A 24428-nucleotide genomic window follows, 5' to 3' on the forward strand; every position below is an offset into this window, starting at 1 on the left:
TTATTTAATTTTTGCTTGCGAAGTGAGTGGATGATCGCCATAATCTGCTTTATTTTTTGCAAAGGTATATGATGGAATTCCTTAGTGAATATGGCATGTTTCTCTTAAAATGCATCACTCTCGTCATCGCATTACTCATTCTTCTGGCAGGTATATTTTCTATGGGTCGCAAAACCAAACCCAAACTGGAAATTACCTCTCTTAATGAAGAGTATGAGCACCTGAATGCCTTAATGAATAAAGAGATTTTAGGAAAAAAACCTGGAAAAAAGAAAAAAGATAAAACCAAGCGCCCGGTTCTTTATGTCATTGATTTCAGCGGCGATATCAAAGCAACCCAAGTTGAACAACTAAGAGATGAAGTCACATCGATATTAAGTATAGCAAAACCTGAGGATGAGGTTTTAGTAAGGTTGGAAAGCCCTGGAGGGGCCGTCAATGGTTATGGACTTGCTGCGTCCCAGTTACAGCGAATCCGTGATAAAAAAATTCCTTTGACTGTCAGCATAGACAAAATGGCAGCCAGCGGCGGATATTTAATGGCCTGCGTAGCAAATAAAATAATTGCCGCCCCATTTGCAATAATCGGCTCTATAGGCGTAGTTGCTCAAATTCCTAATTTTCATCGCTGGTTAAAGAAAAACAACATTGATGTTGAGCTATTAACTGCAGGAGAATACAAACGCACCCTGACACTTTTTGCGGAAAATACTGAAAAAGGTAGAAAAAAGTTTCAGGAAGATTTGGAAAAAATTCATACCGCATTCAGAGAGTATGTTCTTAAAAATAGAAGTCAACTTGATATAGATAAGGTTGCAACTGGTGAACATTGGATAGCAAAAGATGCTTTTGATCTCCGGCTCGTTGATAAATTAGCTACTAGCGATGAATATTTAATAGAAAAAATGGCGGAGTTTAATGCATTCAAATTAACTGTCCATGCCAAATTACCAATTATAAGCAAGGTGCTTAAACCGGCAATGAGACTCATTCATCCGTGGATTTAAAAATTAGTACTGAAACAGCTTGGGAACGCCATTGAAATTCAATACCGTTAAATCAGGCAGCATTCCATAGGAAACGAGATCAATTTTATCATGAGCTTAAAGCTGATGATGGTAGCGGAATTTAAGAAATTAATGAGCAAAAACTTTCAAAATCTGCCATTAACCAAAATTTGAATCTCGGTATATAATTAAAGAATAACAATTTTTTCTGAGGAGTAAGGCATGAGTGATTTCAAATCGAAGTTACCAGATCTTAATGAATTAACATCAATGACCGCGAAATTATTTAAGGGGATTAAAACCAGTGTCAGTGAAATAATTCAGGACTATAAGCAAAAAAGAGCACAGCCTGTTAGTACCGAAGAGAAAACCACAGAAAATAAGCCAGCTGAAAGCGAGGCCGAACCAAAAACAGAAAACAAGACCACTGAAAACAAAACTGAGCCAAAAACAGAAAGCAAACCTGAATCAAATACAGAAGAAACACAGGAAAAAGAGAAATAATCCTGTGCTAGCAAATAAGTAATATGGGGTGAGCTGTATCTATCTATCGTTCCATTCTTTCTGGTCGAGTTAAGCCATATTTGCGCATTTTTTCAACTAAAGTTGTCCTTCTCATGTTGAGATAACTGGCCGCATGAGCAACAACCCAATCTGACTCATCTAAGGCCTGGCTAATCAAGGCAAGTTCTGTTTTAACCAAATGCTCTTTTAAATCAATGCCCTCTGCATTGGCTACTGACTCCTGCTTTATTATTTGCAACAAAGTTTCACGTTCCGCCCCTGATGCCTCTGAACAAGCTGGTTTATTTTCACCTTGAAACCGATGAGGTAAATCACTCTTGCCAATAATACCATTAGGGTAAAGAATAGATAATCTCTCCACCAAATTAGCTAACTCCCTCACGTTACCTGGCCAGCTATATTCGCATAAAGCATCCATAGCATCGGGCATTAATCGAACGGTAGGTCTGCCCTCTCCTTCAATTCGAGAAACCAGCTCATTAAAAAGCAGTGGTAAATCACTACTTCTATTACGTAGTGGAGGCATTTCAATGGGAAATACATTCAATCTGTAAAACAAATCTTCTCTAAATTTCCCTTCTTGAATAGCAATTTCTAAATTTCTATGTGTAGCGGCAATGATACGAACATTGACTTCGATGCTTTTATTTGAACCCACTCTTTCAAAACAACGTTCTTGTAAAACTCTTAATAACTTAACCTGCATAGCTAATGGCATATCTCCTATTTCATCCAGGAATAGAGTTCCTCCATTGGCCAACTCAAAACGTCCTTGCCTTGATGTAATCGCTCCTGTAAATGCACCTTTTTCATGACCAAATAATTCACTCTCCAATAATTCCCCCGGGATTGCTCCACAATTGATAGGGACAAATGGTTTATTTGCTCGGTATGAAAGAGAATGTATATTGCGAGCAACGACTTCCTTACCCGTACCTGACTCACCCAAAATCAACACGCTGGCCTCAGTATCAGCTACTTGCTCAATTAGTTTGCGTACTTGACGAATACCTTCACTATTCCCAACCAAGCTTCTAAATAAGGGGGTCTTATGGGTACCTGCAGTGATAAATTTAACTGCTTCTTTAGCAATTTGACACCTATGGAGCGATTTAAGCATTTTTGCATAGCTGAATGGAAATGATAAACAATCAACGATATTTCGATCCGCGCATTCAGATGTAGAAAGCACAGCATCAATAACCAATATTGGAGTTTTTGGAAACTTTTTAACTAATGTATCCAATTCATCCATCATTTTTTCAAAAGAAGTACACGCTCCAAGAACTATCACACTTGGATTAGGATTAACACTCAATTGCCAATTGCCATATTGAGTGACCTCAGAGAATTGTCCTATAAAATCAAAAATAGTCCGAAGCTTGTCACAACGTTCCTTATCATCATCGATAATATAAATCCTGTCATTGCTCCTCATAAACCTATCCTTAAGTTTGAGTCATTTAATTTAAAGTATCGGACACATAATGAATAACTGTCAAATAATTGTCACAATTTATTTTAACCGTCATAAAATCTATCAAATTAGGCCGTATCGCTATAATTAAAAAATACTAACCTGTCCGGATGTTAATTAAAAAAACATAGTCATCACCAGACTAAATATTTGATTTATCTGTAACAAATAATCATCTTAAACGCATTACATTGATTACCAAAACATAATTCCTGACTTCCTATGGTCTTCGTAGCACTCACTTGAGCCTGCTTCACGAAATCCTTGGCTTGCATATATCCCATACGATTACAGAACGAATTGGCGGCTTGTTTACCACAGCCTTTATTGCGCTCCATACACCAATCCACTCGGTAATCATTATAACGGGGTACGGCAAATTTTTTCTCTCGATAATGGTAAGGTTTGGGAGGAGTATGTGATAAACCAATAGCACAAGCTATTGTCATAAAACCATTACAACGCCATCCTTTGCATTGAGCCTTGCTACCCAAGTAATTAGTTAAACCGACGTTATAGGCAATGACATTTTGAGTGGAGTAATCATAACCCAGCATTTGACAATAACGATTCGCCACCTCCTTTCCGCACTCTTTCCCATCTAAAGTACAGTAATCAAGTCGTTGCCCTAAATAAGTAGGATGCCAAAAATTTCTAAATGCCAAATTCTGCTTACTTGAAGCTGTTAACTGACCGCAAAAAGAAAAAAATATAAGTATAAAAACCAGGAAATTTCTAAAATTGCTCATTATAACAATCCATTACCAAGTATTAGCACATGTTAGCTTAGGATGACTGGGAGGCACAAGAGAGATTTATTCTTCTTTTACTCGTACTGTAATGAACTTTTGTCTTATTGCATTTTCTAGATATGGCTATGATTTAAAAGCTGACCAAAGACAAAACAACTATATCAAGATAATTTTTCAAAGGCTATAAACAATGTTATAAATAACATATGAACAGAACTTATCCCCTGGAATCAAGGCAACAAATGTTTTTAATAAGAAAGTTTGGCCAAATTGAATGACAGAATTAAAAACACTTTGTAACAAAGAGCATAGGGGCTTAAGCAAATTCTAATGAAACAAGCTTTTCAATCATCACTTTAAAAGCCCATATCAAAGGCTAGTCGTTTATGAAAAAATATTTAACTTTTATAGTGTCAGGCTTAGCCTTAATTGCAATAATATGGTTCATTCGCCACTTATGGATAATTGGGACTGTCAAGGTTGTGCATCCTGTTTATGGAACAGCAGTTCAAGCTGTCTATGCCACAGGAACAGTCGAACCAACCGTCATGATGCCAATTGCCTCACAAAACACAGCCCGCCTTGTCAAGTTGAATGCAGATGAAGGCTCGGAAGTAGTAAAGGGACAGATATTAGCCAGCCTGGAAGATGAACACCTGCAACATAACTTAAAAGAGCTGAAAGAACATGAAACATTAGCAAAAATAAGATACGAGCGGAATGCTCAATTAGTTAAAAAAGGAGTCATCTCCAAAGATGAGTATGATCGCACCTTGTCCGAATGGCAAGCAGCCAGTGCCGCAGTACGCAGAATAGAAGCTCAAATCAGTTATTTACAACTGATAGCCCCTGCAGATGGCCGTATCATTAAACGTGACGGTGAAGTTGGACAACTAATCCCAGCAAATCAACCTGTATTTTGGCTTTCTTGCTGTGCTCCCCTAAGAGTTTCCGCTGAAGTCGATGAAGAAGATATTATATTGGTCAGAGTTGGGCAAAAAGTATTGATCAGATCGGATGCTTTTCCAAATCAAATCTTTTATGGCCGTGTCAAAAGCATCACCCCTAAAGGCGATCCAATAGCCAGAAGTTACAGAGTTCGCATTAGTTTTTCAGAAAATAATCCTTTATTGATTGGTATGACAGCTGAAACCAATATTATTGTCCATGAAAAGAAAAATGCCTTATTGCTTCCTGTAAGTAGTATTTCTGAAAACAAAGTCTGGATTGTACAGGATGATGGGAAGCTCTCTCAAAATACAGTGACTATTGGCGCAAGAGGATTAAAACAAGCCGAGATTTTAAAAGGTGTCAATATTAATGACCTGGTTATCTTACAACCTGATAATAAGCTAAAAAATGGGCAAAAAGTGCGTTTTATTATTGTAAAACAGGAAGAATAATGAAGCTATTTTTAAAGATCGCTTTAAAACATTTGCTTGCACGCAAACGACAAAGCCTGGTTTCTTTGATGGGAATTGTATTGGGGGTAGCCTTCTTTTTAACAATTTCTTCACTGATGCAGGGGTCTGAAAAAGATTTCATCAAACGCTTGGTGGATAATTCACCGCATATCACGATCATAGATGAATATCGAAACCCTCGTATACAACCCATTCAACAGCTGCACACACATGGCGCTATTGAAATTCGCAGTGTTAAACCATTAACAGAACCTCGAGGGATTAGAGGGTATGAACAAACAATAAATAATTTATCGCTTACCATCCCGGGAATTGTTATTTCTCCTGTTCTAATTGGACAAGCCTTAATTAGTTATGCAGGGAAAGATTATTCGGTCACTCTGAATGGTATGATCCCTGAAGAGATAAAAAAAGTTTCTACTATCGAAAATTATATGACTTCAGGTTCGATTGATGATCTCATAGTCAATCCCGATGGTATTGTCTTGGGAAGCGAGCTCTTGCGTAAACTATCCCTGACAAAAGATGATAACATTACTGTGACAGCGCCCAATGGTCAAATACGCACTTTCAAAATTCTTGGCGTATTTCGCACTGGCCGTTCAGATTTTGATACCAATCAAGCGTTTATTAGTATTAAACGCGCTCAAGCATTATTAAACCGACCCAACCGCTCCAATAACATCATTATAAAACTGCCTAACCCCTATCAGGCCTATGACATTGCCGCTCAAATTGAAAAACAGATAGGCTATAAAACTATTTCCTGGCAGGAAAAATCGGAAGATTTGCTCAATACACTAGTCATTCGAAATATCATTATGTATAGCGTGGTTAGCGCTGTTTTAATTGTCGCTGCATTTGGAATTTATAATGTTATTTCAACTGTAGTAATGGAAAAACACAGAGACATTGCCATACTTAAATCAATCGGTTTCCAAAAACATGATATTCAATTTATTTTTATCATAGAAGGTTTTCTTCTAGGACTAGTTGGATGTTTGTTAGGACTGCCTTTGGGAAGTGGACTGATGTTCAGTCTCATGCAAGTCCAATTCAAGCCGCCAGGAAGCTCTGAATTGATTAATATGCCACTCGATTGGAGTTATTTACAATTTGTCATCGCCACAGCTTTTGCGATGTCCGCCTCAATAATAGCCGCCGTTCTTCCTGCTCATAAGGCAGCACTTGTTCATCCTGTTGATATCCTGCGAGGAGGGGTAATGTGAACAAGATTGTCATAAAAACAAAAGAGCTTTCGCGTCAACTGTCAGGTGAAGTTCCCGTCACTTTAGTCAAGGACATAAATCTCGAAGTCAGAGAAGGTGAATTCTTAGTAATTTCTGGCCCCTCAGGTTCTGGCAAATCGTCATTGCTTTATTTGCTAGGCTTGCTTGATAGACCCTCTCAAGGAACAATTTTGCTGAATAATGAAGATGTTTCAACTTATGAGGAAGAAAAAATGGCCTGGTTGCGCTTGACTCAAATTGGTTATGTCTTTCAATTCCATTTTCTATTACCTGAGTTTACAGCCCTGGAGAATGTGATGTTGCCTATGCAACGTCTAGGCAAACTAAGTCTGGGGGAAATGAAAAACCGAGCTACCAAGCTTTTAACCAGCCTAGGGTTAGAAGAGCAATTATCAAAACTGCCTAAACAGCTGTCAGGAGGGCAAAGCCAGCGCGTCGCTATTGCACGAGCTCTGGCCAATGATCCCATATTGCTCTTGGCAGACGAGCCAACTGGAAATCTTGATACCGTTTCAAGTACCAATGTGCAAAATATACTAAAAGAACTTGCTCATGAATACAGAAGATCGGTTATCATCGTAACACACGATATGAATTTTGCTGCTACAGCGGACAGAGTGATTCACATTGTCGATGGCAAAATGCAAGAATAGCCTCACTTCTTGCTAGTCAATGCTTACTTCATCAGTTTCATACTGATCTATTCTTCAGGACTAACGAAAACCCCAAGTTAGAGGCAAAAAATGTTTTTAATGAGGGAGTTTAGATAAACTAAATGACCGAATTAAAAATATTTTTTAACAAAGAGCTTGGGATTTATCGTAAGTCCTATTCTTTTTAAATCGGATTAGGACTATCTATAAACCAATGTTCCAAGTCAAAATAGTTTGCAAGATAAACACCGAGGGATTGAATGCCAAAACGTTCCGTCGCATGATGACCGCAAGAAAAATATTGTATCCCCAATTCCATAGCCTGATAGAACGTTCGTTCAGAAACTTCACCGCTTAAATAAGCATCAACGCCAAGTTGGTAAGCTTCTTCTATAAAGTCCTGTGCTGCTCCAGTGCACCATGCTATGGAGTGAATCATTTTTTCATTTCCCGCAATATGTAGAGGATACCGGCCAAGTTTGTGCTCTAAAAAACTGGAAAACTGTTCGCTGTTCATTGCCTTTGATAATTTTCCAGACCAAAGGAGATTGGCAGTATTGTTGACCTTATGCATCTCATGGGACTCTATTAACAGCAAATTCGCCAGGCTGGCATTATTCCCTAGCTCGGGATGACAATCCAAAGGCAAATGATAGGCAAATAAATTCATGTTATGGCCAAGTAGCTTAGCAAGCCTTCGCCTTTTCATTCCGGAAATAACAGGATTTTCACCTTTCCAGAAATAACCATGGTGAACTAACAGTGCATCAGCTTGCTGTTCAATAGCTTGGGAAATCACGTCCTCTGATGCACTGACTGCCGTACATATACGCTTAATCTTGTCTTTGCCTTCAACTTGAATTCCATTAGGTGCATAATCCTGGTATTGAGAGCAATTCAAGAAATCCAGTAAAAAAAGGCTTAATTCATCTCTTGTAATCACCTGTCAGAAACTCTCTTAATGTCCGCTCCCAGTAGAGATAATTTTTCTTCTATTCGCTCATAACCTCTATCAACATGATAAATCCGCTCGACTACTGTTTCCCCTTCAGCAACCAGGCCCGCGAGAATTAAACTGGCTGATGCCCTTAAATCAGTAGCCATAACCGGTGCGCCAGTTAATTTTTCAACACCATGAACGATGGCTGTATTTCCATTAAGTTGGATATTAGCCCCCATTCTCTGTAACTCTTGAACATGCATAAATCGGTTTTCAAAAATAGTTTCTATAATAGTTGAAGAACCTTCTGCTACGGAATTCATTGCCATAAATTGAGCTTGCATATCCGTTGCAAATGCAGGATAAGGGGCGGTTGAAATATTAACTGCCTGAGGCCGCTTGTTATGCATATTTAAACTGACCCAATCCTCACCAATGGTTAATTCCGCGCCTGCCTCTTCGAATTTACATAATTGAGATAATAAAGTATCAGGACGTACTTTCTTAACAGTCACTTGACCACGAGTAAGCGCTCCAGCTGCCAAATAAGTGCCCGCTTCTATTCTATCGGACATGACCGAATAAGTCCCACCGTTTAGTGATTCCACACCTTCTACTTCAATAGTTGAAGTACCCGCGCCTCGAATTTTCGCTCCCATTTGAATCAGAAAGTTAGCCAAGTCCACCACTTCTGGTTCGCGCGCAGCATTTTTAATCGTAGTAATGCCTTCTGCCAACACAGCTGCCATTAACACATTTTCGGTTCCTGTGACAGTAACTGTGTCAAACATCAAGCGTTTACCTTGCAGACGTCCCTTTTTGCAACGAGCATTGATGTAGCCATTTTTAACAGTAATATCTGCCCCCATGGCTCTTAATGCTTTTAAATGCAGGTCAACTGGTCTTGTTCCAATGGCGCATCCACCGGGCAAAGAAACATCTGCCTTACCGAAGCGCGCCAGCATTGGGCCTAATACCAAAATGGAGGCACGCATTGTTTTGACCAGATCGTAAGGAGCAACAAACTCATTGACTTGACTGGAGTCAACTTGAACATTCATCTTTTCATCAACAATTAAATGAGCTCCCAATTGTCCTAACAGTTCCATCATGGTAGTGATGTCTTTAAGATGAGGCACATTAGATATTGTGACGTGATCACTGGCTAGTAGACTGGCAGCCATGATTGGAAGAGCAGCGTTTTTTGCTCCCGAAATGACCACTTCACCATGTAATGCTTTACCACCATTAATCAATAATTTATCCATTTTGCTTCCCCCATTCTTCTTTTGTCCATGTCTTCATACTGATAGCATGAAGCTTTCCGGTGGTAATAAAGTCTTTAAGCTGGGCATAAACCCATTGCTGTCTTGCTACTTTAGACTTCTTAAGAAATATATCGGTCACTACAGTTACCTGATATTGATAACCATCGCCCTCTACCTTGACATAAAATACATCGTCAATTTCATTAAGTCTTTGTTCAATTTCTTCATTACTTAACATAAACTTAGCTCACTAATTAAAATAAATACAAATTTTTTATACTTTTATTGACAAAAAATAATGGACATGACTGAATCATTATCAAAAAAATCCGTGTTTACACCATCATTCTCTAAAGATTTAGACTGTTTCACCAACCACAACATTACCTCAAAATTCATGGGAATTTATCAATTCATGAGGACAACTAGAGTCTGTTAATTTTTCTCTGGCTTGAAACCCAAAACTTTGATTTTTAAGCACCGCAGCAGAAATATAAAACCATTATTAAGCAACGGAACACAGAAAACCAACGCTTTAAAGCCAAGGCAGTAGAAATGTCGATAGATTCTAGCGCTCTAAAGGGATAAGCTCTATGGAATAATAAATATTTCTGACTCAGAATTGTTTCAAGATCTTTGTAAAATAGTCTTCACTCCACAGAATTCAGCCAGAGATTGTGTTTCAGGAGATATTCCTATTACATCAAAAACCTTATTATTTTGTTTACATAATTTTCTAGCTTCAATAATTAAAGCAAGTCCAGCACTATCGCAATGAGTCACCTCGCTTAAATCAAGGCAAAATCTCCCTCTGGTATCTTCCATTAAAGCCTTATACAGCTTGTCACGTACCGATACCACTGATTTGAATGTAAGCTCAGCGCCGGGTTTAAAGTTATTAATTTCCACGATCAGGAAGCCTTCTTAATCTGTTTTTGTTGCATTTCCTTAATCACTTGACTAATGCTGGAATGTTGCAGTGCCTGCGCAAATTGCGATCTAAAACTTTGCAACAAACTAACACCTTCAACGCTTATATCATAAATTTTCCATTTCCCATTCTTGGACACAAGACTATAACTTAATGGTATATTTTGCCCTGCAGAACGCACAATCACGCTATTTACACGAATAAACCGACTATTTAAAGAACCGCGTAAAGGTAAAAACTGCACAGTTTCATCGGAATATTGGGCCAATGGGCTAGAATATGTACGAATCACCAAGCGAGTAAATGCTTTTGAGAACTCAACCCTTTCCGCTTCAGTAGCTTTACTCCAGGCTTGTCTTCCCAAGACTGAACGAGACATACCAGCAACGTCAACGTTGGGTAAAAGATTCTCCTCGACTGCTTTGTAAATAATCTCAGGATTACTTTTTAAGCGCGCTTTATTTTCTTTGAGAATAGAAATAATTTGATTAGCTGCACGTTCTAACATAGGGATAGGAGAGGTCTGAGCAACCATTGCTTGAGACAAGGTCATCAACACAACTAATAAAATTGTTTTAAAAACTCTCATGGTTCACCTATTTTTTTATATTAAATAATAATTGGCCTATAAGATTTTCAAGGATAATTGCTTCCTGAGTCTTCGCAATGGCATCCCCATCACGTAAATAGGGATGTTCTGTGTCAACGTCCTCGTCAAAACCGGGAACGATACTAATATAATTCGAACCAAGCAAGCCTTCGGTCAAAATTCGTGCAGAAGCATCCTCATAAGGAATCTTTTTATCACCATTCAAAGTCATAGTCACTCTTGCATTGAGCTCACCTGGCTGCAACTCAATTCGACTGACCTCACCAATACGAACACCTGCAACGGTCACTGGAGCTCGAACTTTTAAACCACCGATATCAGTAAAATCTGCAGTGACACGATAAGTTTTATCAGACATAAAATCAGTAATGTTACTCACTTTCATCGCCATTACTAATAATGCTAGCAGCCCAAGCAACATAAATATTCCTACACTAATGTCTACATAACGTTGCTTTTTCATTTACCAATCTCCAATCATCATTGCAGTCAACAAGAAATCAAGACCTAATACAGCAAGCGATGAGTATACTACAGTTTTAGTTGTAGCATGACTGATGCCTTCAGCTGTTGGCACACACTCAAAACCTTGGTATACAGAAATCCAAGTAACCACAAATGCGAAAACCAAGCTTTTAATAATCCCGCTTAAAATATCTATACGAAAATTTACAGCAGCTTGCATATTAGACCAAAAACTCCCTGCATCCACGCCTAGCCAGTAAACACCAATAAAATAACCACCATATATAGCTACTGCAGAAAAAATCAAAGCAAGTATCGGTAACGCTATAAATCCTGCCACAAAACGCGGATAAACCACTCTTCCTAATGGATCTACTCCCATCATATCCATACTGGATAACTGCTCTGTTGCCTTCATTAAACCAATTTCAGCTGTAAGGGCCGAGCCGGCACGCCCTGCAAACAACAGAGCACTAATCACAGGTCCTAATTCTCTGGCGACGCTTAAAGCCAATAATTGACCTAATTGACTTGAAGCACCAAATTTTTGTAACGTATTATACCCCTGAAGTCCTACAACCATACCAATAAACAAGGCTGAAACCACAATAATTAAACACGACAATACACCGATAAAATAAAGCTGATATCGTAATAATGGCCATAACCTTAAAACATTAGGCTTTCTGAACAACATGGAAAATAAAAACAGCCCTGAGCTACCAATACCTTGTAAGGCTTGTACACCTCGATTACCCAGACGCGCGATTGTATCAAGCATTTAATAACTCCTCTGTATACGGTTTTGCCGGATAATGGAAAGGCACTACCCCATCCGCTTCTCCATGCATAAACTGTCTTATCTGAGGCTCAATAGATCGCTTTAATTCATCCGGAGTACCTTGACCTATAATTTTACCCCCTGATATTAAGTAGATATAATCTGCAATTGAGCAAGTTTCTTCAACATCATGAGATACGATAATAGTGGTGGTATGCAATAATTGATTCAATCGTTGTATTAATCTGACCAACACCCCCATGGAAATTGGATCTTGACCGGTAAAAGGCTCATCATACATCATTAATACAGGATCAAGAGCAATGGTTCTGGCTAATGCAACTCTCCTGCACATTCCCCCTGATAATTGAGCGGGCATTAGATGGGCGGCTCCACGCAAACCAACCGCTTCAAGCTTCATTAATACAATATTTCTTATCATAGACGCGTTTAATTCAGTATGTTCTCTTAATGGAAAGGCAACATTTTCAAATACTGAAAGGTGTGTAAATAAGGCACTATTTTGAAAAAGCAATCCCATGTTTCGCCTGGTTTCATAAAGTGATTTGCGGGATAATTGATGGATATTCTGACCATTAACATAAATTTGGCCACTATCAGGCCTCAATTGCGCACCAATTAACCGCAGTAAAGTAGTCTTTCCAGAACCACTGGGTCCCATAATAGCGGTAATCTTGCCTTGTTTAACTACCATATCAATGCCATCAAAAATGCAGCGATCATCAAGGCTAAAGAATAGATTTTTTATTTCAACCCAATTATCAGGCATGCTTTATTATCCACTTATTATTTTAACGGGTAATGATGTCAGTTTGATATCTATCAAAGACAGGTAATGCTTTATTATATCTTTAATTAAGAAGTATATACTGGATAAATAAAAATGTGTTTAATAATTGCGTTTCCATTAAAAAAAAACTTTTTAAACGTTTTTTTACAATACCAATTTTTCAAAAATTAATCAGGAAATTTAAATAAAAGGCGTTTTTTATTATTTAAGTTCAATTTAAGTGTCATTTTAATAAATAATAATGTTATAAGCCGTTAGTCGGTATCAGTTACTGAAATATAGGGTACATCATTTAAATACATTATGTTAGAATGAAAACCAAACAAAATTACGACTCAATGACCTATGAACTTTTGCATACTTGGACTAGCAGTTATTGAAACTGAAGCACAAGCTGTATTTGAGCTAACTCAACGAATTGATGGACATTTTGAAAAAGCTTGTGAATTACTCTTATCATGCAAAGGACGTATCGTCGTCACAGGCATGGGAAAATCTGGCCATATAGCTAATAAACTGGCCTCTACTTTTTCCAGCACTGGCAGCCCCGCTTTTTTTATGCATCCTGGAGAAGCAAGTCATGGAGACTTGGGTATGATAACTCGCCAGGATATAGTTGTCGCCATTTCCAATTCGGGCAATACCCATGAAATAGTTACTTTGCTTCCATTATTAAAAAGGCTTGAAGTCCCCTTAATTACATTGACCGGCAATAAACAATCAACTCTGGCTAAATCTGCTGATGTCAATCTGGATGTCAGTATTAAACAAGAAGCTTGCCCTCTGGGTCTTGCTCCAACAACCAGTACTACGGTATCGCTGGTTATGGGGGATGCATTGGCTATATCTCTTTTACAAGCACGGGGATTTAGTGCAGAAGACTTCGCTCTTTCCCATCCTGGAGGCGCACTTGGCAAAAAATTGTTGCTAAAAATAGACGATTTATGTCATACAGGAGAGCAACTTCCCTTAGCGAATGAAAACTCAACAGTGAGTGACGCTTTAATTGAAGTCACGAATAAAAAGCTGGGAATGACTTGTGTTGTAGACAACCATGGCTATTTAGTGGGTGTATATACTGATGGAGATATCCGTCGAACATTGACACGTCAATTTAATATCAACACTACTCTAATCAAGGACGTCATGACTAAAAACTGCAGAACTATTTCTAAAGGCATGTTGGCTGCCGAAGCTTTAGCAATTATGCAAAAATATAGCATCACATCCTTGGTAGTAGTTGAACATGATAACAGACCTTATGCGGTACTCCATTTACATGACTTGCTAAAAGCAGGTGTTTTTTAATACAGAGATAGAAATGAACGAACTATTGGAAAAAGCGAAAAAAATTAAATGTCTTATTTGTGATGTAGACGGGGTGCTCAGTGATGGCTTACTTCACATTGATAATCACGGCAATGAGCTGAAATCATTCCATGTACAAGATGGAATGGGATTAAAATTATTAATGGCCGCCGGGATACAAGTTGCAATCATTACCACAGCACAAAATGCTGTAGTTGACCATCGAATGGAGCAATTAGGGATAACTCATTACTATAAAGGTCAAGTTGATAAGCGTAGCGCTTACCAACATCTAAAAAAAACATTGGGACTCAATGATGAGGAGTTTGCCTATATTGGCGATGATTTGCCAGATTTACCCTTGATACAACAAGTGGGCTTAGGAGTTGCAGTCAGTAATGCTGTGCCACAAGTTCTGGAATTCGCTGATTGGAGAACAGAGCGGACTGGTGGTAGAGGCGCAGTTCGTGAATTATGTGACTTAATTCTTAACGCACAAAATAAAGCAGAATTGGCGATCACAGGCTATTTAAAACAATGAATATTACCAAGCAAGCAATTTGGCTATTCTTGACCTTGCTTATTTTAGCAGGATCTGGTTGGTATTATGCTCATTTTAATCAGGCTATTATCAATAAGAAAACGTTGTCAAATGAAGTTGACACAACGATTTCGCAGCTTACCGTAAAGCAATTTAATTCAGAAGGTGTGTTAATTAACTTATTAACCACTCCAAAGGTAGAATATATTCCTAACAACAATCTCCATTTGCTTAAAAAACCCCATATTATTATTAAGCAAGACAATCAACCCGCGTGGGAAATCAATTCATTACGGGCAAAATCGTTTGATGGTGGTAAACAAATTACTTTTATAGAGCAAGTAGTAGTTCATCAAAATCCGGGAGAAAGCACCAGGGAAAGCACTTTAAAAACTGAAGAGATTACTTATTATCCCAAGGAAAAAAAAGCAACAACAAGTCTTTTTGTAACCTTTGAACAACCAGGCAATATCATACAGTCTACTGGAATGAATGCCTATTTGGATGAAAAAAGAGTAGAATTACTCCATAAAGCCAGAGGTAGCTATGCCCCAGCTAAAGGTTAAATACATTATACTACTATTGTTGATGTTGTGCTCCATTTCAGGAAATACTCTTCCGTTTGATAAGGAAAAAATGGTACAAGTAGTTTCTGATTCAGCCGATTTAAATCAGAAAAATCATCAGGGAGTCTATATAGGAAATGTGGAGTTCGTTCAAGGGTCAACCAATTTGCGTGCAGAAAAAGCCATTACGCAAGGAGATGCCAAAAATCAACTCACTTTAGCCATTGCTGAAGGCTCTAAAGACAAGCAAGCTCATTATTGGACTACAACAGCCCCTGATAAACCCCCATTCCATGCCTATGCTGACACTATAAAATATTATCCGCTAAAACATTTAATCGAACTAATTGGGAATGCTCGCATAGAGCAAGGACCCAACTCTCTTTCAGCGGCAAAAATTAGTTATGATACTCAGGAACAACATGTTTTATCACATAGTGACGAAAAAACAAGAACGACAATCATTATTTATCCTGAAAAGAAATCATGAGTTTACTAGAGGCTAAACAATTAAAAAAATCATTTAAGGGCCGGACGGTTGTGAATGGTGTTAGCATTCACATTAAGCAAGGTGAATGTGTCGGTTTATTGGGTCCTAACGGGGCGGGTAAAACCACTTGTTTTTATATGATTGTAGGTCTGCAATCCTGTGATGAAGGCCATATTATTCTTAACGGAACAGACATAACTCAAGACGCAATGCACCTAAGAGCAAGGCATGGTATTAGTTACCTTCCGCAAGAAGCCTCCGTTTTTAGAAAGCTTACTGTCGCTGAAAATATCATGGCGATTCTAGAACTAAGAAAAGATTTAGATGATCAAAAACGTGAAGAAAAGCTGGATCTTCTCTTACAAGAGTTTCATATTTCTCACATAGAAAACAGCTTGGGCATGGCCTTATCGGGCGGCGAAAGAAGACGCGTTGAGATTGCAAGAGCCCTGGCAATTGAACCATCCTTTATCTTGCTTGATGAGCCTTTTGCCGGGGTTGATCCAATTTCTGTAATCGATATCAAAAAAATTATCCTGCATTTGTGTGATAAAGGTATAGGAGTTTTAATTACAGATCATAACGTGAGAGAGACTTTAGACATTTGCGAACGCGCTTATATTGTAAGTCAGGGAAAAATTCTTTGCGAAGGAACCCCCAAAGCGATACTTGCCAATCAACAAGTAAGGCAAGTTTATTTGGGTGAAGAATTTGCTTTGTAGCCTCATTTAAAAGAATACATTTTAATTATACTTATGTTACTAATTATTGATAACTACGATTCATTTACATACAACCTGGTACAGTACTTCCAGAGCTTAAATCAAAAAGTTGAAGTTTTTAAAAATGACGAAATTCAAATCGATACTATCAGGCAATCAGCTCCGCAATACCTGGTCATTTCACCGGGACCCAACTCTCCTGATGAATCAGGAATCTCTATAGAAGTCATTAAAGAGTTTCACAAGCATATTCCGATATTGGGTATTTGCCTTGGCCATCAGTGCATAGCTCAGGCATTTGGAGGCAAAATCATCCCAGCACCAGAAATCATGCATGGTAAAACCTCAGAAATCACCCATCATTACCAGGGCTTATTTATAGGAATACCAAATCACTTTCAAGCGACGAGATATCATTCTTTAGCCGTGGATATCATGAGCTTGCCTAATTGCTTTTCAATAGATGCGTGGGCAGACGATACAATAATGGCAATATCACATCGTCAATTTCCTCTTTTTGGTCTACAATTTCATCCTGAAGCCATATTAAGTCAATTTGGCTTGCAAATACTCGAGAATTTTTTACGCTATGAAACCCAAACTTCTATTTGAACAACTTCTATCCCGACAAGATTTAAGCTCAGACCAGATGCAAGAGGTCATCCATGCCTGTATGACAGGTGAATTTAGTGATGTGCAAATTGCAACCTTTCTGGCATTAATGCGCATGAAAGGTGAAACAGTCAATGAACTTACTGCAGCGGCTAAAGTCATGAGACAATTAGCCCACAAAATAGATTTGGGAAATCCTCTGATAGATATAGTTGGCACTGGCGGTGATGGAAGAAATACTTTTAACGTATCGACAGCCTGTAGTTTTGTTGTGGCTGCAGCAGGAATAAAAGTTGCAAAGCATGGTAACCGTTCTGTTTCGAGTCGTAGCGGTAGCGCTGATCTATTAGAACAAGCAGGGTTTATACTCAATCTTTCTGACTCACAGGTACAAAACTGCATCAACCAGTGTCAATTGGCTTTCTTGTTTGCGCCACATTATCATCCCGCCATGCTACACGCGAGAACTGCAAGGCAACAATTAGGAATAAGAACTTTATTTAATTTACTTGGTCCACTGATTAACCCGGCACAGGTAAAACGACAAGTAGTTGGTGTATTTTCAACGAATTGGCTCAAAACAATAGCCACTGTTCTGGCTAACTTAGGTAGTGAAAGATCATTAGTAATAAGCTCTCAAGATGGACTGGATGAGATTAGTATTGCAGCGAAAAGTGAAGTAGTTGAATACCAAGATGGAAATTTTAAGCAATGGTTCATTTCTCCTGAAGATTATGGTCTAAAGCATTCTTCTTTAGATGCAATCATAGTCGACTCACCAGAGCAAAGCCTGCATTTGATTCAATCCGTACTTTCAGGTGCTTCTGGTCCAGCTCGAGATACAGTCCTTCTCAATTCTGCCGCAGCCATTTATTGTGCCAAAGATGGCGTATCGTTTGATGCAGCCATAGAGGAAGCAAGAATTGCCATTGATAGTGGTAAGGCAAATCTTTGTTTTAACAAACTCCGATTATTGACCCAAACTTTAAATAAAGAATCAAATCATGAATAGTATCCTGGAACGAATAGCCAAACATAAACTAGAAGAAGTTGCAGTTGCGAAAAAAAATAAGCCTTTACATGTTCTGTCAAAACAACAGCCGGGGGAAATACGTGACTTCATAACTGCTTTAAAATCCAATACCTCACCTGCAGTCATAGCCGAGATAAAAAAGGCTTCTCCAAGCAAAGGTCTAATTCGAAAAGATTTTAATGTTGCAGAAATTGCCAAGATTTATACCCAAAATGGCGCAAGATGCTTATCCGTTTTAACGGATATTGAGTTTTTTCAAGGTCATCCTGATTATTTGGCTTTAGCAAAATCAAAAACTACTTTGCCCGTATTGCGTAAAGACTTCATTATTGATTCTTATCAAATCTATGAAAGCCTTGTCTTGGGCGCTGATTGCATTTTACTGATTGTCGCATTATTAGATGATGTTCAATTAATGGATTTTTGCCAACTGGCTCAAGAACTGAAAATGTCTGTTTTGGTTGAGAGCCACACGCAAGATGAGTTAGAAAGAGCATTACGCTTACCCACCCCTCTTATAGGCATTAATAACCGCAGCCTACACAACTTTAAAACAGACATTCAACTGAGTATCCAATTAAAACAATTTGTTCCTAAAGATAAAATTATTATTACTGAAAGCGGAATCAACACCCGTGAAGACATAAAATTAATGCAATCCCATGGCATTAATGCCTTTTTGATTGGAGAGAGTTTAATGAGGGCAGATAACATCGGGAAAGCATTACAGAAACTAATTGACTAAATAAACTACTCAAAACCTGGCTCAGGAGTTTGACTCGGTTCAGGCTCAGGCAACTCGGGATAACCAGGCTCCAGAGGCTCTGGATTATCAGGGTATTCCAAAGGTTGTTCAGGGTACTCTGATGGCTCCTCTGGATACTCAATTGGCTGTTCTGGTATTTCAGTTGTATTCAAAGTATCGCCTCCTTCTGATAGTTCTATTTAAAGTATAGCAAAATCAATTTTAGCAATCATTTTGGTAAATACTCTTGCCCATGATACACTTTTTCATAAAATCCACATTAGAAACCTCAATGCCTCCCTAGCGCCACAGGAACAGAACTTACGAAAAACCCCAAGGTCAAGGCAAAAAAAGTTTTTAATGAGGGAGTTTAGATAAACTAAATGACCGAATTAAAAACTTTTTTTAACTAAGAGATTGGGGTTTTTCGTAAGTCCTGAAGAAGAGGGCATTAAACTTTTGTAAGGTATTTTATATGAATGTAGTAATTATCACTGGTGCAGCAAGTGGCATTGGACATGCCGTAAGTCAAGTTTGTCTTAGTAATGGAAAAACTATAGTCATGGTTGATAAGAATCAGGACAAATTACATACAGAAGCCCAATCATTCATGACCAAATTTTCTCCTGAACATGTTATTTGTTTTGCCTGCGATGTAACCCAACCATCAGAAGTAGAACGACTTGCGGAATATTCCTGTAAACAACTAGGCCAGGTAGACTGGATATTTAATAATGCTGGGATCATTGGCAATTTACTTCCTGCCTGGGAACTGCAAGAAAATGATATTAATCAGGTAATGCAAGTGAATTTGCATGGGATGCTTAATATGATTCGCTCATTCATGCCTTATTTATTCAAACAGAATTTCCGTTCTCATATTATCAACATGGCAAGCCTGTATGCCTTATGTACAGGCTCACAAATGGCTGCCTATTCCATGTCAAAACATGCCGTATTAGCCTTATCCGAGTCATTATATTTTGATTTAAATCGCCTTAAAAAACCTGTAGATGTTTCTGTAGTATTTCCTTCTTTTACAGATACCTCGTTATTAGCGAGTAGTAGTAAATTAAACCATTCTTCAATCCACAATCAATTAAATAACTTGTTAGCACATTCTCGACCCGCCATTGAAGTTGCAGAACATATAGTAAGGGAAGTTGAACAAAAAAGATTTTATATATTGCCTGATAAAGAAGTTAAAGGATATTGTGAAGACAGAACCAAAGCCATCCTGTTGCAGGAAACGCCTCATCGTAACAGCGTCGAACAATTAATGTGTTCTTTATTAAAGCGACAATCATCAAAAGCCAATCTGTAAATTGTGTCCGATTTTTAAAACAGAATAGGTGTAATCAGGCTTATAACTGATATGATTTTCCATGCTTTAACATTTATGTACTCATTACGAATCTAGGGATAGAATCTCAGTCTCTTATGTTTTTGGCCTAGCATTTCTAACAATTCCTTTCTGAAAATATGATAATCGACCTCTAGGGCATGGCGCATGTGCGATTTAAATCGATGATGGGGTTTATTGATTTCTTTGGCTATTTTTCGATGTAATTGATCAGGTCGTTTCAAAGTCCCTGCAATAATGCGAGCCACTATTTTTGATTGATAATCAGCCAAAGGCCAAATGCAACCTTGAGGTTGGCATAGGCCAATGAAATACAAATTTTCAAACTCGGGGTGCATCATTTTTCGATATAAAGGGATGGTGGTAGAGTTACTAAAATCAATACAACTTTTATCAAAAAATGGAAAACTGATTTGGTAACCCGTAGCGAAAATGATCGTATCGAACTCCCCTTGGGTTCCATCAGTAAAATGAACTGTGTTGCCCTCAAATCTCGATATGCCGGAACGAGGGTGTATTTTGCCATGGCGAATAAAATACAAGAGTTCGGAATTAATAGTAGGGTGAATTTCCAATGGCCCACAATCAGGTTTCATTAATTTATACTTGGCATACCGGCCTTGCAAGCCTCTAATAACCAAACTGATGAACTTCTGCCTTAGCCAGGATGGCATCCATTGTATTTTAGCTACCGCTACATCCGTTGGCTTACCAAAAATAAATTTGGGGAAAATATGATAACCCCTACGCATGCTAATGCAAGTTCCAGGAGCAACTCGCGAGATTTCAACAGCAACATCACAGGCTGAATTACCCCCACCAACAACCAGTACTCTCTTGCCTTTAAAAATTGAAGCCTTTTTATATTGGTGAGAATGAAGTATCTCCCCGTCAAATACTCCAGGATATACAGGCATAAAGGGATCCCAATGATGACCGTTTGCTACCAGCAAATAGTCATAGCACGCTTCATGAATTCCTTGGGCATCCTCATAGATAACATGCCATGTATTATCATCAAGTCGATGTACCTTTTGTACCACTGTGTTAAAACGAATGTATCTATCTAAATGAAAATGCTCCACATAACTCTGAAAATATTTTAAAAGCTGGGAGTGTGAGGGATAATCCGGGTAATCAACAGGCATAGGGAAGTCTTCAAACTCAGACCAGCGTTTTGAACTGATGATATGAGTCGTCTCATAAACGCTGGAATGCTCATTTTGCTCATCATAAACCCAATTACCACCTATTTGATTGTTTTTTTCAAAAACAGTAACATTAGTAATACCTTGTTCTTGCAAATTTTTAATGGCGGCAATACCGCTGGGACCAGCACCGATAACACAAACACGAGCAGATAGACGGTCCTTAAGCACCCTTTTTATTTCCATCAACTAACACCTTATCAACTTTATCCATTATCATGGCTTGTAAAATTTCGTCTTTGTCAATTGTAAAATGATTTACTTTTATCCCTTTTATCGAATCAACATTGATATTATCAATCTTTGTCAATTGAGGATCGACTGCTCTGAGTTTTAACCCGCTAAACATCGGTACAAAACCAGGTTTATATACATTCAAAGCTTGTTTAACATTAGGAGGCACAATAGTTTGTGATACTGCATCGACAGTCACCAACAAAGCAACAGGGACACCTGCGGCATTCAAATTTCGAGCCACTTTGATTTGTTCATTAGCCCCTAAAGAATGTCCCACTAAAATAATTGGCTTGTGATCTTTCTCTTGATAGTAATGGTCAATAATATACCGACTTACCGCTCCAGCGTTATACCACATAGTGCTATGAGCCGTGATATGGTATTTTTCAGACACTTTATCACGAAGTGTGTACATCCCCTTGCTGAAAATTCCCAGGCCGCCGAGCATAGTATGGACTTCGCCTTTTTTTGATGACATATTTTGTACTTTGGACTTTTTGTTAGGGACATCAGAAATTGCAGGTTGCACCTCTTTCTTGATATAAGTATTTCGTGCGCCCGTCAAATCCACACAAGCTGTTAAACTACTAACAATCAACAACAATAAAAATGATTTGGAAAAACGTATTTGCAGATTGCCAAAATAGTTCATATTAATATTATTATTGAAATTATTTGATTTTTTATCATACCTTATTCTTGTACCATTTTACAGAGGCACCTGGCGGGTTTAAGGCTATTCGCGAATTCATTTTAATGCCTTGAGAACAATCTGTTTTTCATCTCGTTATTTTATTAATTCTACAGAAGATAAAAAGCGTCCCTGTCCCCAAGGTATATGGACTATTTGTAATGCTTGCCATTGAGCCTCGCTCTCCACTTGAGTTGCTACCACCGCAATATCCATCGTTTTAGCCATTTCATTAAAATAATGTATGAAAAACTGCTTGCTTTCATTTTCATCAATATCTGTCACCAGACTCCCATGCAGCTTTAAATAATCTATGTTTAAATCACTCAAATAATGCAACGGAGAAAATTTAATACCCACTCGATCTATTCCAACTGTCACCCCCAATTTTTTGGCTTGCTTGATAAAGAACTTGGAGTTTGAAAAATGTGACAAAACGTGAGCCTCATTAATTTCCAGTGAGAGATTTCTCAAGACAGCTGCAGGAGTGTCTTTCAATTGCCGCAAATAACCAGTGCTATTGACTTTATTTGCTAAAGTATCTTCTGAAATATTAAGGGCAAAATGAGTATGTGTTGCAATATCCATGACGGTTAATTCATTGAGCACATACTGATCAATAGGATAGGCCAATCCTAATTTCTCAGCAACTGGTATAAAATAACCAGCGCCTAACTCCTCCCCTTCCTGGTTGCGAATTCGAACGAAGACCTCTTTATGAAAACAATTCTTACCATCTGTAACTGCCTGTGCATATAAACTTATTTTTTTCTGTTCCAATGAGTTTCTAATTTCATCGCCGCTGATTAACTGAGGATATTTATAAGTATCATGCTCTTTCTGGCAATAAAATACCCCGGTTTCACGAGCCTTTTTAACTGCTTGATCTACCATAGACAACAGATTGGAGACAGGTTGGTGGAGAAAATAACTCGCAGCCCCCATGTATGTTTTACAAATTTTAATATCAGTGATTCCTTGGCTCAAAATTTGTTCAAACTCCTTACATTCCTTTTCAAACACCAAAGGATCCCTTTCATGACTAATCAAGGCAAAGGTCGTCCCGTTAATTCTTGCCAATGTACTAACAGACGACTGCTTCCAATAGCTTTTACATATTTTGGCTACAGTTAATACCAATTGATCCCCTTGCTGATACCCTTGCTTCTGATTTAACTCATCCAGACCGTCTATGACTAGCATCATGACATAACCAGGTATAAATTCATCTTCATTACCCAGGATCAGAGCCAAATGCTGTAAAAAATAACGACGATTACTCATCCCTGTTAATGAATCTTGGTAAACCTGTGTTCTAAGTGACTCTGTTTGTTTTAACCGGTCTTGAAATAAGGATTTGACTTTAGTAACCATTTGGTTCATGGCTAAGGTAACTTGCCTCAATTCAGGGGTTTTTGGAATCTTCGTTTCTACAGGAAACTCATGTTCTGAAATTGCCAAAGCCTGTGCTGTGACTCGTTTTAAAGGTTGCAATAAATATTTTAGAAAGCAATAGCTTAGAACCAAAGCAACTAATGCAAAAATCAGATAAGCGTTTACCATTTCTACAGCATTGCGCCACAAAGAGGCGTAAACATAGCTCGGATCACTAGCGACTAAAACAACTCCTGCTTGCATCCACCCATCCATAATTAAGGATGACTTCTCAGTCGATGGCCATTTTATCAAGTTCACAAACCATTGTGGTATATCGCTTTCTTGTGGCAATTGATTCTTTAAAATGATCACTTTCCCTTTTATGTCTTTTACCTTAATTGATGAAAAATATCCTCTGTCAAAAACAGCTTTAACCATAGAATCCATGGTAGGTACATCATGATTGATTAAAGACTGAGATAAAGACAAGCCTAATGATGTCGCAGTATCTTGAGCATTACTTTCAAGTTGTTGGATAAAAAAATTACGCGCATTATTCATAGTGATGAAATAAGTTCCGATAAAAACGAATAACAACATAATCAACACGCCTACAGCCATTTTCTTAGTCAATGTCATGG

General features: G+C 38.2%; 28 protein-coding genes. 14 read left to right on the forward strand and 14 right to left on the reverse strand.

All coding sequences use genetic code 11. The annotated features are described in order from the left end of the window. Positions 1-71 precede the first annotated feature (71 nt). Together sohB and OQI99_RS07550 are read left to right on the forward strand one after the other, a co-directional pair. Entirely contained in the window at positions 72-1007 is a 936-nt protein-coding gene (gene sohB / locus OQI99_RS07545) for a protease SohB (RefSeq protein WP_042238083.1), read from the forward strand. 222 nt (positions 1008-1229) lie between these two features. Next, complete coding sequence (locus tag OQI99_RS07550) at positions 1230-1511, forward strand: hypothetical protein (RefSeq protein WP_061481538.1); 282 nt, start codon at positions 1230-1232, stop codon at positions 1509-1511. A gap of 43 nt (positions 1512-1554) precedes the next feature. Here the strand turns inward: OQI99_RS07550 and OQI99_RS07555 are convergent, their stop codons facing one another. Together OQI99_RS07555 and OQI99_RS07560 are read right to left on the reverse strand one after the other, a co-directional pair. Beyond that, positions 1555-2970: a sigma-54 dependent transcriptional regulator gene (locus OQI99_RS07555; protein WP_061481540.1), complete on the reverse strand. Its 1416-nt coding sequence runs from the start codon at positions 2968-2970 to the stop codon at positions 1555-1557. A gap of 194 nt (positions 2971-3164) precedes the next feature. After that, a complete protein-coding gene (locus tag OQI99_RS07560) occupies positions 3165-3758 on the reverse strand; it encodes a hypothetical protein (RefSeq protein ID WP_061481542.1) in 594 nt (197 codons plus the stop codon). Between the two features lie 389 nt (positions 3759-4147). Here OQI99_RS07560 and OQI99_RS07565 point away from each other — a divergent pair, with 389 nt between their 5' ends. From OQI99_RS07565 to OQI99_RS07575, 3 genes are read left to right on the forward strand one after another with little or no spacing between them, the layout of a single operon-like run. Beyond that, positions 4148-5164 carry an efflux RND transporter periplasmic adaptor subunit gene (locus OQI99_RS07565; protein WP_265731630.1) on the forward strand — a complete coding sequence of 339 codons (1017 nt, stop codon included), beginning with the start codon at positions 4148-4150 and terminating at the stop codon, positions 5162-5164. Further along, positions 5164-6414 carry an ABC transporter permease gene (locus OQI99_RS07570; RefSeq protein ID WP_265731631.1) on the forward strand — a complete coding sequence of 417 codons (1251 nt, stop codon included), beginning with the start codon at positions 5164-5166 and terminating at the stop codon, positions 6412-6414. Before OQI99_RS07565 ends, OQI99_RS07570 begins: the two co-directional genes overlap by 1 nt. Further along, positions 6411-7088, forward strand: a complete 678-nt coding sequence (locus OQI99_RS07575; protein WP_061512899.1) for an ABC transporter ATP-binding protein — start codon at positions 6411-6413, stop codon at positions 7086-7088. The genes OQI99_RS07570 and OQI99_RS07575 overlap by 4 nt, the downstream gene beginning before the upstream one ends. A 184-nt stretch (positions 7089-7272) precedes the next feature. Here OQI99_RS07575 and OQI99_RS07580 read toward each other — a convergent pair whose 3' ends face one another. The 8 genes from OQI99_RS07580 to OQI99_RS07615 all read right to left on the reverse strand — a co-directional run bounded on the left by OQI99_RS07580 (position 7273) and on the right by OQI99_RS07615 (position 12873). After that, positions 7273-8031 (reverse strand): Nif3-like dinuclear metal center hexameric protein, encoded by a 759-nt coding sequence (locus tag OQI99_RS07580; RefSeq protein WP_265731632.1) that lies wholly within the window; start codon positions 8029-8031, stop codon positions 7273-7275. Further along, complete coding sequence (murA, locus tag OQI99_RS07585) at positions 8028-9296, reverse strand: UDP-N-acetylglucosamine 1-carboxyvinyltransferase (protein ID WP_014326812.1); 1269 nt, start codon at positions 9294-9296, stop codon at positions 8028-8030. The genes OQI99_RS07580 and murA overlap by 4 nt, the downstream gene beginning before the upstream one ends. Further along, the gene (locus OQI99_RS07590; protein WP_265731633.1) at positions 9289-9534 is read right to left on the reverse strand and encodes a BolA family protein; all 246 of its coding nucleotides are present in this window, start codon (positions 9532-9534) and stop codon (positions 9289-9291) included. Before OQI99_RS07590 ends, murA begins: the two co-directional genes overlap by 8 nt. 389 nt (positions 9535-9923) lie before the next feature. Continuing rightward, positions 9924-10205, reverse strand: coding sequence for an STAS domain-containing protein (locus OQI99_RS07595; protein ID WP_010946581.1), 282 nt, complete (start codon positions 10203-10205; stop codon positions 9924-9926). 2 nt (positions 10206-10207) lie between these two features. Then, positions 10208-10816 carry an MlaC/ttg2D family ABC transporter substrate-binding protein gene (locus OQI99_RS07600; protein WP_010946580.1) on the reverse strand — a complete coding sequence of 203 codons (609 nt, stop codon included), beginning with the start codon at positions 10814-10816 and terminating at the stop codon, positions 10208-10210. A 7-nt stretch (positions 10817-10823) separates the two neighbouring features. Continuing rightward, the gene (gene mlaD / locus OQI99_RS07605; protein ID WP_265731634.1) at positions 10824-11300 is read right to left on the reverse strand and encodes an outer membrane lipid asymmetry maintenance protein MlaD; all 477 of its coding nucleotides are present in this window, start codon (positions 11298-11300) and stop codon (positions 10824-10826) included. Further along, positions 11301-12083: a lipid asymmetry maintenance ABC transporter permease subunit MlaE gene (gene mlaE / locus OQI99_RS07610; protein ID WP_010946578.1), complete on the reverse strand. Its 783-nt coding sequence runs from the start codon at positions 12081-12083 to the stop codon at positions 11301-11303. It abuts the gene before it with no gap. After that, complete coding sequence (locus OQI99_RS07615; RefSeq protein WP_061512895.1) at positions 12076-12873, reverse strand: ABC transporter ATP-binding protein; 798 nt, start codon at positions 12871-12873, stop codon at positions 12076-12078. Before OQI99_RS07615 ends, mlaE begins: the two co-directional genes overlap by 8 nt. Before the next feature lie 366 nt (positions 12874-13239). Here OQI99_RS07615 and OQI99_RS07620 point away from each other — a divergent pair, with 366 nt between their 5' ends. From OQI99_RS07620 to trpC, 8 genes are read left to right on the forward strand one after another with little or no spacing between them, the layout of a single operon-like run. Beyond that, entirely contained in the window at positions 13240-14202 is a 963-nt protein-coding gene (locus OQI99_RS07620) for a KpsF/GutQ family sugar-phosphate isomerase (RefSeq protein ID WP_265731635.1), read from the forward strand. A 13-nt stretch (positions 14203-14215) separates the two neighbouring features. Next, positions 14216-14743, forward strand: a complete 528-nt coding sequence (gene kdsC, locus OQI99_RS07625; RefSeq protein ID WP_011945955.1) for a 3-deoxy-manno-octulosonate-8-phosphatase KdsC — start codon at positions 14216-14218, stop codon at positions 14741-14743. Continuing rightward, positions 14740-15309, forward strand: a complete 570-nt coding sequence (gene lptC / locus OQI99_RS07630; protein WP_265731636.1) for an LPS export ABC transporter periplasmic protein LptC — start codon at positions 14740-14742, stop codon at positions 15307-15309. The genes kdsC and lptC overlap by 4 nt, the downstream gene beginning before the upstream one ends. Next, positions 15290-15799 carry a lipopolysaccharide transport periplasmic protein LptA gene (gene lptA / locus OQI99_RS07635; protein WP_061512892.1) on the forward strand — a complete coding sequence of 170 codons (510 nt, stop codon included), beginning with the start codon at positions 15290-15292 and terminating at the stop codon, positions 15797-15799. Before lptC ends, lptA begins: the two co-directional genes overlap by 20 nt. After that, the gene (gene lptB, locus OQI99_RS07640; protein WP_010946572.1) at positions 15796-16521 is read left to right on the forward strand and encodes an LPS export ABC transporter ATP-binding protein; all 726 of its coding nucleotides are present in this window, start codon (positions 15796-15798) and stop codon (positions 16519-16521) included. Before lptA ends, lptB begins: the two co-directional genes overlap by 4 nt. Positions 16522-16554: 33 nt before the next feature. After that, positions 16555-17133: an anthranilate synthase component II gene (locus OQI99_RS07645; protein WP_061512891.1), complete on the forward strand. Its 579-nt coding sequence runs from the start codon at positions 16555-16557 to the stop codon at positions 17131-17133. Next, a complete protein-coding gene (trpD, locus tag OQI99_RS07650; RefSeq protein WP_061512890.1) occupies positions 17111-18145 on the forward strand; it encodes an anthranilate phosphoribosyltransferase in 1035 nt (344 codons plus the stop codon). Before OQI99_RS07645 ends, trpD begins: the two co-directional genes overlap by 23 nt. Continuing rightward, positions 18138-18911: an indole-3-glycerol phosphate synthase TrpC gene (trpC, locus tag OQI99_RS07655; protein WP_061512889.1), complete on the forward strand. Its 774-nt coding sequence runs from the start codon at positions 18138-18140 to the stop codon at positions 18909-18911. The genes trpD and trpC overlap by 8 nt, the downstream gene beginning before the upstream one ends. Before the next feature lie 5 nt (positions 18912-18916). On the opposite strand, the gene OQI99_RS07660 is transcribed toward trpC, so the two are convergent. Then, on the reverse strand, positions 18917-19084 hold the full coding sequence (locus OQI99_RS07660) for a hypothetical protein (RefSeq protein WP_011945949.1): 168 nt from the start codon (positions 19082-19084) through the stop codon (positions 18917-18919). Positions 19085-19386: 302 nt separating this feature from the next. On the opposite strand from OQI99_RS07660, the gene OQI99_RS07665 reads away from it, so the two are divergent. After that, positions 19387-20235, forward strand: coding sequence for an SDR family NAD(P)-dependent oxidoreductase (locus OQI99_RS07665; RefSeq protein WP_265731637.1), 849 nt, complete (start codon positions 19387-19389; stop codon positions 20233-20235). A gap of 92 nt (positions 20236-20327) precedes the next feature. Here the strand turns inward: OQI99_RS07665 and OQI99_RS07670 are convergent, their stop codons facing one another. The 3 genes from OQI99_RS07670 to OQI99_RS07680 form a co-directional block, all read right to left on the reverse strand. Next, complete coding sequence (locus OQI99_RS07670; protein WP_265731638.1) at positions 20328-21668, reverse strand: flavin-containing monooxygenase; 1341 nt, start codon at positions 21666-21668, stop codon at positions 20328-20330. Continuing rightward, positions 21646-22371: a thioesterase domain-containing protein gene (locus OQI99_RS07675; protein WP_061512886.1), complete on the reverse strand. Its 726-nt coding sequence runs from the start codon at positions 22369-22371 to the stop codon at positions 21646-21648. The genes OQI99_RS07670 and OQI99_RS07675 overlap by 23 nt, the downstream gene beginning before the upstream one ends. 135 nt (positions 22372-22506) lie before the next feature. Continuing rightward, complete coding sequence (locus OQI99_RS07680; protein ID WP_265731639.1) at positions 22507-24426, reverse strand: LapD/MoxY N-terminal periplasmic domain-containing protein; 1920 nt, start codon at positions 24424-24426, stop codon at positions 22507-22509. Between the last annotated feature and the right edge of the window lie 2 nt (positions 24427-24428).

It is taken from the genome of Legionella sp. PATHC039 (assembly GCF_026191275.1).
Lineage (GTDB): Bacteria > Pseudomonadota > Gammaproteobacteria > Legionellales > Legionellaceae > Legionella > Legionella pneumophila.